Genomic DNA, 9,472 nt, shown 5'->3' on the forward strand with positions numbered 1-9,472 from the left:
ATTTTGTAAGTAGCCTGATAGGTAATTCTAATACTTTTAGTTATGAAAATACGTTATTTCTTTCTGGTTGCATTTTTAATGCTCTTAGCTGTCGGCAATTCGATGGCCCAGGATGTGCAGGAAAAAACTCCTGTTAATTTGCATGGGGTTTGGCAGATGTGTTTCTATCGTTCTAATTCTCCGGATATTCCGGGTGAACTTAAGACAAGTAATTCTTTGAAGATTCTTTCTGATGACGGACGTTTTACCAATTTGCTGATGATGCAGACGGGAGCCGTCATTTTGGGATATGGTACTTATAAGATAAACAATGAGGGGCTCTATACGGAGTGTGTGGAGAAAAATGTGCATCTTCCCCAGCTGAATGGAAAGGAAAATGAGATGCACTTTGAACTGAAGGAAAACGGGACATTGATGTATGTGAAGTATTTTTTGGAAAATGATGCCAATGAAAATAGGATAGATTCATGGTGTCATGAAATATGGAAACGGGTAGAAATGTCACCGGTTTATCCAGGTGATGAATTACGTTGACCAAAATTAATTATGACAAGATGGAAAGACCGTTGCAACATGAGGCTTGTAACGGTCTTTCTGATTTTCTGGCATTTAGGCATGATGTATAATCCCTTGATTACCCCGCGAAAAAAAAACTTAAAATCTTTGTCGGTTAAAAGAAAAGCCGTACCTTTGCAAGCCGATTATTATCAACTAGTGATAAATTTTTAATTCTGAGTGCTTTATTCTTCTTTGTCCGGGAAGGGTAAGGTTGTAGGAATTTGTTTTTTAGTAGTTAACATTTTAAAAAGATTTAAGAGTGGATACTTTAAGTTACAAGACCATTTCTGCAAACAAGGAAACAGCAACTAAAGAATGGGTTGTTGTGGATGCTACCGATCAGGTTGTTGGCCGTCTCGGTGCAAAAGTTGCAAAACTGTTGAGAGGTAAGTACAAACCTAACTTCACCCCTCACGTAGACTGTGGCGATAATGTCATTATTATCAATGCAGACAAAGTGAAATTTACAGGTAAGAAAATGACCGATAAGGTTTACCTGAGCTATACCGGTTATCCTGGTGGTCAGCGTGAAATTACTCCGGCTCGTCTGTTGGCAAAGCCGAATGGCGCTGAAAAATTGATGAAGAAAGTAGTAAAAGGTATGCTTCCTAAGAATCGTCTGGGAGCTAAGTTGCTGGGCAACTTGTATGTTTACGAAGGAAGTGAACACAAACACGAAGCTCAGACTCCGAAAGTAATTGATATTAATTCACTTAAATAATAAAGAATGGAAGTAGTAAATGCATTAGGCAGACGTAAAAGCGCAGTAGCTCGCGTTTTCGTTAGCGAAGGTACAGGAAAGATTACTATTAACAAGAGAGACCTTGCACAGTACTTTCCATCAACTATTCTGCAGTATGTAGTTAAACAGCCGTTGAACAAATTGGAAGTGGCTGAAAAATATGATATCAAAGTTAACTTGTGCGGTGGTGGTTTCACTGGTCAGTCTCAGGCTTTGCGTCTGGCTATCGCTCGTGCACTGGTTAAAATTAACCCGGAAGATAAGAAGGCTCTTCGTTCTGAAGGTTTCATGACTCGCGATTCTCGTGCTGTTGAACGTAAGAAACCGGGACGTCCGAAAGCACGCCGTAGATTCCAGTTCAGTAAACGTTAACGAGGGGACAAGTTGGATAAGGGACAAGCTGGCAAGGTGGTTCACTCGGTGGGGCTGTCCTTGTTGCCTCGTCAACTGATACCTCGTCACCTAAAGAAGCGTTTAGTATCTAAACTGTCAGGATTCTTCCTGCAAGCTCTTGTCGGAGAGACTACCGGGCAGTTGGTTCAATAAACAAAAAAGAAAGTAAACGATTAAAATTAAAAACAATGTCAAGAGTAAATTTTGATACATTATTGGAGGCTGGTTGCCACTTCGGACACCTTAAAAGAAAGTGGAACCCTGCAATGGCTCCTTATATTTTCATGGAACGCAACGGTATTCATATCATCGATTTGAACAAGACTGTTGCTAAGGTTGATGAAGCTGCTGAAGCTTTGAAACAAATCGCAAAATCAGGAAAGAAAATCCTGTTCGTTGCTACTAAGAAACAAGCTAAACAAGTAGTAGCTGAGAAAGCTGCTTCTGTAAATATGCCGTACGTAATCGAACGTTGGCCGGGTGGTATGTTGACTAACTTCCCGACAATCCGTAAGGCTGTGAAGAAAATGGCTACTATCGATAAATTGACTAACGATGGTACTTACTCTAACTTGTCAAAGAGAGAAGTTCTTCAGATTTCTCGTCAGCGTGCTAAGTTGGAAAAGAACTTGGGTTCTATCGCTGATTTGACTCGTCTGCCGTCTGCTCTGTTTGTAGTAGATGTATTGAAAGAAAACATCGCAGTTCGTGAAGCTAACCGTCTGGGTATCCCTGTATTTGCTATTGTAGATACTAACTCAGATCCTTCAAACATCGATTTCGTAATTCCGGCAAATGATGACGCTACTAAATCTGTAGAAGTTATCTTGGATGCTTGCTGCGCTGCAATGGCAGAAGGCTTGGAAGAAAGAAAAGCAGAAAAGGTAGATATGGAAGCTGCTGGTGAAAATGCACCGAAAGCTGCTAAGAAAAAAGCTACCAAAGCTCGCATGGACAAGGCTGAAGAAGATGCAATCAATGCATCTAAGGCTGCTGCCTTCATGAGCAAGGACGAAGAAGAAGCTTAATCATAAATAAGTTGAGAATTGAAAATTGAAAATTGGGATAACTATACTCTCGATTCTCAATTCTCAATTCTCAACTTTGTTTTTAAGAATATTACTAACTCAAAATAAAAGATATTATTATGGCTGTAAGTATGGCTGATATCACCAAGCTCCGTAAAATGACTGGAGCTGGTATGATGGACTGTAAGAACGCTTTGGCAGAATCGGAAGGCGATTTCGACAAGGCAATGGAAATTATCCGTAAAAAAGGACAGGCTGTAGCTGCAAAACGTTCTGACCGCGAAACTTCAGAAGGTTGTGTGTTGGCAAAATCAACTGGTGACTACGCTGCAATGATTGCTTTGAAGTGTGAAACTGACTTCGTAGCAAAGAACGCGGATTTCGTAGCACTGACTCAGGCTATTCTGGATGCTGCTATTGCTAACAAATGCCAGACTTTGGATGAAATCAAGGCTTTGCCTATGGGTAACGGTACTATTGCTGATGCAATTGTAGAACGTAGTGGTATCACTGGTGAAAAGACTGAATTGGATGGTTTCAATTTCGTTTCAGGTGCTTGCACTGCTGTTTACAACCACATGAATAAAAACCAGCTTTGTACAATCGTTGCATTCAACAAGGAATGTGATGCTCAGGTAGCTCATGAAATCTGTATGCAGATTGCTGCCATGAACCCGATTGCAATTGATGAAGCTGGTGTTCCTGAATCTGTAAAACAGGAAGAAATCAATGTAGCTATTGAAAAGACTAAGGCTGAACAGGTACAGAAAGCTGTGGAAGCTGCTTTGAAGAAAGCTGGTATCAATCCTTCTCACGTAGATAGCGAAGAGCACATGGAAAGCAACATGGCTAAGGGATGGATTACTGCTGAAGATGTAGCTAAAGCTAAAGAAATCAAGGAAAAAGTGGCTGCAGAAAAAGCTGCTAACTTGCCTGAGGCTATGATTGAAAATATCGCAAAAGGCCGTCTGGGTAAATTCTTGAAAGAAGTTTGCTTGCTGAAACAGGAAAGCATCATGGATCCGAAGAAGACTGTAGCTGATGTATTGAAAGCTGCTGATCCGGAACTGGCTGTTGCAGACTTCAAACGTTTCACTTTGCGTGCTGAATAATTATTAGGATGCAATATGCTGTCGGGCGTGCCATTAGGTGCGCCCGATTTGTTTTACGGTTACTTGGTTCAAGTAGCCGTTTTTTATTGATTATTATCAGGAAAAGTAATCTTTCAAGCAGGATTATTTTGTATTTTTGCTGTCGGAAAACATAGAATGGAATTCTAACTTTTAAACAAAATAGATTATGGCAAAGAAAGCGCTTTTAATGATTCTGGACGGTTGGGGTTGTGGCGACCGTCAAAAAGATGATGTAATCTTCAATACTCCGACTCCTTACTGGGACAGTCTGTTGGCTAACTATCCTCACTCACAGCTGCAGGCCAGTGGCGAAAATGTAGGTTTGCCAGACGGTCAGATGGGTAACTCTGAGGTAGGTCACTTGAACATCGGTGCAGGCCGTATTGTATATCAGGATTTGGTGAAGATTAACCGCGCGTGTGCCGATAACAGCATTATGCAGAATAAAGAAGTAGTAGCTGCTTTCTCATACGCAAAAGAACATGGAAAAAACATCCACTTCATGGGATTGACTTCCAATGGTGGTGTACACTCTTCTTTGGAACACTTGTTCAAATTGTGTGACATTGCAAAGGAATACGGACTGGAAAATACTTTCATCCACTGCTTCATGGACGGCCGTGATACAGACCCGAAGAGCGGAAAGGGATTCATTGAACAGCTGACTGCTCATTGCGAAAAATCGGCTGGAAAGATTGCTTCTATCGTTGGACGTTTCTATGCTATGGACCGTGACAAACGTTGGGCACGTGTGAAAGAAGCATACGATTTGCTGGTAAACGGTGTGGGTAAGAAAGCTACCGATATGGTACAGGCCATGCAGGAATCATATGATGAAGGTGTAACAGACGAATTCATCAAACCGATTTCTAATGCAAACTTCGACGGTACTATCAAGGAAGGTGACGTAGTTATCTTCTTCAACTATCGTAACGACCGTGCAAAAGAATTGACTATCGTATTGACTCAGCAGGATATGCCGGAAGAAGGCATGAAGACAATCCCGGGATTGCAGTACTACTGTATGACTCCGTATGATGCTTCGTTCAAAGGCGTACACATCTTGTTCGATAAGGAAAACGTACAGAATACATTGGGTGAATATCTTGCTAATAATGGCAAGACTCAGCTTCACATTGCAGAAACTGAAAAATATGCCCATGTAACCTTCTTCTTCAACGGTGGACGTGAAACTCCGTATGACAATGAAGACCGTATCCTGGTTCCTTCACCGAAGGTTGCTACTTACGACTTGAAGCCGGAAATGAGCGCATACGAAGTAAAAGATAAACTGGTAGAAGCTATCGGTACACAGAAATATGACTTCATCGTAGTGAACTATGCAAATGGTGACATGGTAGGCCATACAGGTATCTATGAAGCAATTGAAAAGGCTGTGGTAGCTATCGATAACTGTGTGAAAGATACGGTAGAAGCTGCTAAGGCTAACGGTTATGAAGTCATCATCATTGCAGATCACGGAAATGCAGATCATGCACTGAATGAAGATGGTACACCGAACACAGCTCACTCTTTGAATCCGGTTCCGTTTGTATACGTAACTGAAAACAAAGACGCCAAAGTAGAAAATGGTGTATTGGCTGATGTGGCTCCTTCTATCCTGCACATTTTAGGCATGGCACAGCCGGCTGAAATGACAGGTCGTGACCTGATTAAATAATAAGAATCCACAGTGATTTAGAAAATAAGGCCGGGTTTCGTTATCGGAAGATAATGAAGCCCGGTTTTTTATGCTTTATATCGGAGCAATTGTGTTTCGGAGCAGAAGAGAACTGGCAATGCAGGTTGGAGAGAAAATAAAAAGCCGCAAAGTAAATAGAAGGAATTACTTTGCGGCTTTCTGTCAAAACAGAGTTTATTATGCTTTTACTCCGTTGTATTCGTCAGATACAGTTAATTTTTTGCGGCCTTTAGCGCGACGTGCTGCCAATACTCGGCGACCGTTTGCGGTAGCCATTCTTTCACGGAAACCGTGTTTGTTTCTTCTCTTTCTGTTAGAGGGTTGGAATGTTCTTTTCATTTTCGTATATACTATTTTATGTTATTATTCCATGCGTTCGGGCTGCAAAATTAGTGACTTTTTTTTAATAATCAAAGTGCTAAATCATTTTTAGACAAATCTTTTTGCGTTTTTTCGTGATTTAGATTAATTTTGCAACCGTATTCAGAGAATAAATCAAACTATTACATAATAATAAAGGATTTAAGTTATGATTAATGCTCAAGACATTAAAATCGGAACCGCTATCCGTATGGATGGCAAATTGTATTTCTGCATTGACTTCCTGCATGTAAAACCGGGTAAAGGAAACACTTTCATGCGTACAAAACTGAAAGATGTGGTAGACGGATATGTATTGGAACGTCGTTTCAACATCGGTGAAAAACTGGAAGATGTACGTGTAGAACGTCGTCCTTATCAGTTCTTGTACAAAGAAGGAGAAGATTATATTTTCATGAATCAGGAAACTTTCGAACAGGTGCCTATCGCTCATGACCTGATTGAAGGAGTTGACTTCCTGAAAGAAGAAATGATTGTAGAAGTTGTTTCTGATGCTTCTACTGAAACTATCCTGTTCGCAGAATTGCCGGTAAAAGTTCAGCTGAAGGTTACTTACACTGAACCGGGTCTGAAAGGTGATACTGCTACTAACGCTACTAAGCCTGCTACTGTAGAAACTGGCGCTACTGTACGTGTTCCGTTGTTCATCAACCAGGATGAAACTATTGAAGTGGATACTCGCGACGGTTCTTACGTAGGTCGTGTAAAAGCTTAATGCTGATAGATACTGAATTTCAGATAAAAAGAAAGCCGCATTGGATGATTCCGGTGCGGCTTTCTTTTTTTGTATTACGCAAGCTTATAGTAACTTGATTCCTTTGCCTGCTTTGAGGGCGATATTCTTGGATTTTCCGTTGAAGCAGACTTTCGTCTTTCCGCCTTTGCGTGACTGGATGTACAAGGATGTGACCTTACTGTTCTTCCATTCCATGTCGACGATGAAGCCTCCACGGGCACAGATACCTTTCACGCTGCCGTCCTTCCATTCCTCCGGAAGAGCCGGAAGCAGGGTGATACTGTTTTCGGAAGATTGCATCAGCATTTCAACGACGCCGGCACAACCGCCAAAGTTACCGTCAATCTGGAAAGGCGAGTGTGCATCGAGCAGGTTGGGGTAGGTGCCTCCTCCGCGTCGTGCATCCTTTCCTTTGTATCCGTCCGGACTGACATAACGCAGTAGGCGGCGGTAGATGTGGTACGCATTCTTGCTGTCTTGCAGGCGTGCATAAAGATTGACACGCCAGCCGGTGCTCCAGCCTGTAGTATTGTCACCTTTTATTTCCAGCGTACGGGCACAAGCCTTTGCCAGTTCCGGCGTTTCTGTTACAGACAGATGATGCCCCGGATACAAGCCGAACAGATGCGACTGATGACGGTGTTGCGGTTCCTGGTCTTCCCAGTCGTGGAACCATTCCTGCAGGTTACCTTTCTTACCAATCCGGTAAGGCAGCAGACGGGGAAGTGTTCTCTCTATCTGCTTCCGGAAGTCTTTGTCCGTATCCAATGCTTCGGCGGCCTTGGCCGCATCTATCAGGCATTCACGTGTCATGGCCAGGTCAGAAGTACAGCCGTAGGAAGTAGCTCCTGCATAGCCGTCGGGAGTCAGGAACTTGTTTTCGGGCGATGTACCCGGTGAGGTAATCAGCTTGCCGTCTTTTTCTATCAGCCAGTTCAGGCAGAATTCAGCTGCACCTTTCAATACCGGATAATATTGCTGGAGAAATTCCTTGTCCTGTGTGAAGGTGTAGCGTTCCCAGATATGAGTAGACAGCCAGGCACCTCCCATGGTCCAGCATGCCCACGACGGGTCGCCCACGTTCAGTCCTACCGGACAGGTCATGGCCCAGATGTCCGTGTTCTGTCCCAGACACCATCCTTTCTGTACACCGTAATAAGCCTTGGCACTCTCTTCTCCCGTGTGTTGCAGGTTGGCGATGAAGTCCATCAGCGGGCGGTGCATTTCACTCAGATTGGCCGTTTCAGCTGCCCAGTAATTCTCCTCCAGGTTGATGTTGCTGGTATAGTTGCAGCTCCAGGGCGGGAGCAGGCGTTCGTTCCACAGACCTTGCAGGTTGGCAGGTACTCCCGGTGTACGTGAACTTGAAATGAGCAGGTAGCGGCCATATTGAAAATACAAAGCTTCCAGTTCCGGATTCCTTTGTGACTTGTCTGTATATTGCAACAGCTGTTCGTCGGTAGGCAGGGCTGCAATGGCCTGGTCTGTCTTACCGAGGTAAAGTTCCACACGGTCGAAGAAAGACTTGTAGTCTGCTACGTGTGCATTTTTCAATTCCTCGAACGTTTTCTGTGCTGCCCGTTCCATGCGTCGTGTCACCAGGTTCCGGTAATCGCGTCCTTCTTTCATGGGGTCCTTGTCGAAGCCGTTGAAACTGGTGACGTTGGCTATCAGAATCAAGGCTTCTTTTCCGCCTTTCACCTTCAGCTCGCCCGATGGAAAGCTTTTGACCTCACTCTGAGGAGCTATGACCCGAATCAGTGTGCGGAAATGCGTTCCCCGTTCCGGATCATACAAATGCTTGTTATTTACTCCGTCAAAATATACGGGATAGGAGTGATAGGCAGCGTACCCTTCGGCTGAAATCTCATTGCCGCTGGCTGTAGTGGCATGCGGCAGGAGTGAATTGAACGAAAGAGTGGCTTGCAGCCCTTCTGTGCTTTCCGTCTGCAGGCGCAGCACAATCACCGAGTCGGGGGCTGAAGCAAAATAATCGCAGGCAAAATCTGCACCGTTTCTCTGGTAGGCGGTTCGTGCCATGGCCCGGCTGATGTCCAGTGTCCGTTGATAGTGGCTTACCTTAGCCGGTTCGGCAGAATAAGTGATGGAAAGCTGGCCCAGCGGCTGATAGTTTTCGCTGTAGTGTCCCTGTACTTTCCGTTGGGCACGGTCGGCTCCCCGGTAGTCTTCCTTGTCGAGCAGGGCACGGATTTCCGGAATGGCCTTATAGGCATCGGGAGTTGTGACTTTCCGGTCGGGTTCTCCGGTCCATAGAGTAATGTCGTTCAGTGAGAGTACGTCTTTGTCGGTTCCCCCGTAAAGGATAGCTCCCATGGTACCGTTTCCGATGACGAGTGCTTCTTCAAAGAATTCAGCCGGACGGTTGTAGTGCAGCACTAAATTTTCTTGTGCCGGAAGATAAGAGACAGGTAAGGAAAGGATACAAGTTGTGACAACAATGCCTTTCCACTTCCTTTTAAAGTTACTTTTCATAGTCTATGCGTTAATAAAGAAAATCAGTCGCAAGTTATCAAGAAATATTTGTACGGACAAAACTCAGGTGTGAAAAGTGAAGTGAAAATGCAACTGAAAAAACGCCTTTGCGTTTTATTTTAATCGCAAGTACATTTGAAATGAAACGCAAGGACGTTTGCATTAAAGCGCAAAGGCGTTTTGTGTGAAACTCTTTGGTCTTTTGAATGGGATACAAAAGAGTTTTGTGGAGACTCTTTAAGTTCCGAATTTCCACAAAAAAAGCCTTTCCATCCGCGCGATGAAATGGCTTCGTTTTATTTTTTC

The 9,472-nt window shown here is 43.6% G+C and carries 10 protein-coding genes; 7 read left to right on the plus strand and 3 right to left on the minus strand.

What is annotated here, in order from left to right; all coding sequences use genetic code 11:
* The first annotated feature begins 42 nt into the window (after positions 1–42).
* The 6 genes from ACMJ0U_RS12500 to gpmI all read left to right on the plus strand — a co-directional run bounded on the left by ACMJ0U_RS12500 (position 43) and on the right by gpmI (position 5,535).
* Complete coding sequence (locus ACMJ0U_RS12500; RefSeq protein WP_417130201.1) at positions 43–534, plus strand: DUF4488 domain-containing protein; 492 nt, start codon at positions 43–45, stop codon at positions 532–534.
* A gap of 283 nt (positions 535–817) precedes the next feature.
* Positions 818–1,279 carry a 50S ribosomal protein L13 gene (gene rplM / locus ACMJ0U_RS12505; RefSeq protein WP_417130202.1) on the plus strand — a complete coding sequence of 154 codons (462 nt, stop codon included), beginning with the start codon at positions 818–820 and terminating at the stop codon, positions 1,277–1,279.
* 6 nt (positions 1,280–1,285) lie between these two features.
* Complete coding sequence (gene rpsI / locus ACMJ0U_RS12510; protein ID WP_417130203.1) at positions 1,286–1,672, plus strand: 30S ribosomal protein S9; 387 nt, start codon at positions 1,286–1,288, stop codon at positions 1,670–1,672.
* A 209-nt stretch (positions 1,673–1,881) separates the two neighbouring features.
* The gene (rpsB, locus tag ACMJ0U_RS12515; protein ID WP_417130204.1) at positions 1,882–2,721 is read left to right on the plus strand and encodes a 30S ribosomal protein S2; all 840 of its coding nucleotides are present in this window, start codon (positions 1,882–1,884) and stop codon (positions 2,719–2,721) included.
* A gap of 119 nt (positions 2,722–2,840) precedes the next feature.
* Positions 2,841–3,833, plus strand: a complete 993-nt coding sequence (gene tsf, locus ACMJ0U_RS12520) for a translation elongation factor Ts (RefSeq protein ID WP_007564307.1) — start codon at positions 2,841–2,843, stop codon at positions 3,831–3,833.
* Between the two features lie 187 nt (positions 3,834–4,020).
* Positions 4,021–5,535, plus strand: coding sequence for a 2,3-bisphosphoglycerate-independent phosphoglycerate mutase (gene gpmI / locus ACMJ0U_RS12525; RefSeq protein WP_417130205.1), 1,515 nt, complete (start codon positions 4,021–4,023; stop codon positions 5,533–5,535).
* A gap of 198 nt (positions 5,536–5,733) precedes the next feature.
* Here gpmI and rpmH read toward each other — a convergent pair whose 3' ends face one another.
* Positions 5,734–5,895 carry a 50S ribosomal protein L34 gene (gene rpmH, locus ACMJ0U_RS12530; RefSeq protein ID WP_007564314.1) on the minus strand — a complete coding sequence of 54 codons (162 nt, stop codon included), beginning with the start codon at positions 5,893–5,895 and terminating at the stop codon, positions 5,734–5,736.
* Between the two features lie 190 nt (positions 5,896–6,085).
* Here rpmH and efp point away from each other — a divergent pair, with 190 nt between their 5' ends.
* Positions 6,086–6,652 carry an elongation factor P gene (gene efp / locus ACMJ0U_RS12535; protein ID WP_417130206.1) on the plus strand — a complete coding sequence of 189 codons (567 nt, stop codon included), beginning with the start codon at positions 6,086–6,088 and terminating at the stop codon, positions 6,650–6,652.
* A gap of 84 nt (positions 6,653–6,736) precedes the next feature.
* Here efp and ACMJ0U_RS12540 read toward each other — a convergent pair whose 3' ends face one another.
* A complete protein-coding gene (locus ACMJ0U_RS12540; protein ID WP_417130207.1) occupies positions 6,737–9,166 on the minus strand; it encodes a glycosyl hydrolase family 95 catalytic domain-containing protein in 2,430 nt (809 codons plus the stop codon).
* Positions 9,167–9,203: 37 nt separating this feature from the next.
* Positions 9,204–9,472 (minus strand): hypothetical protein (locus ACMJ0U_RS12545; RefSeq protein WP_417130208.1); only part of this gene is annotated, 269 nt, incomplete at its 5' end.

The organism is Phocaeicola sp., from assembly GCF_048170425.1.
Lineage (GTDB): Bacteria > Bacteroidota > Bacteroidia > Bacteroidales > Bacteroidaceae > Phocaeicola.

What these genes read in the sequence shown, in the direction of transcription:
- ACMJ0U_RS12500 (WP_417130201.1), top strand. Translation starts at nt 43, where the DNA reads ATGAAAATACGTTATTTCTTTCTGGTTGCATTTTTAATGCTCTTAGCT.
- efp (WP_417130206.1), top strand. Translation starts at nt 6,086, where the DNA reads ATGATTAATGCTCAAGACATTAAAATCGGAACCGCTATCCGTATGGAT.
- rpsI (WP_417130203.1), top strand. Translation starts at nt 1,286, where the DNA reads ATGGAAGTAGTAAATGCATTAGGCAGACGTAAAAGCGCAGTAGCTCGC.
- rpsB (WP_417130204.1), top strand. Translation starts at nt 1,882, where the DNA reads ATGTCAAGAGTAAATTTTGATACATTATTGGAGGCTGGTTGCCACTTC.
- ACMJ0U_RS12540 (WP_417130207.1), bottom strand. Translation starts at nt 9,166, where the DNA reads ATGAAAAGTAACTTTAAAAGGAAGTGGAAAGGCATTGTTGTCACAACT.
- gpmI (WP_417130205.1), top strand. Translation starts at nt 4,021, where the DNA reads ATGGCAAAGAAAGCGCTTTTAATGATTCTGGACGGTTGGGGTTGTGGC.
- rpmH (WP_007564314.1), bottom strand. Translation starts at nt 5,895, where the DNA reads ATGAAAAGAACATTCCAACCCTCTAACAGAAAGAGAAGAAACAAACAC.
- tsf (WP_007564307.1), top strand. Translation starts at nt 2,841, where the DNA reads ATGGCTGTAAGTATGGCTGATATCACCAAGCTCCGTAAAATGACTGGA.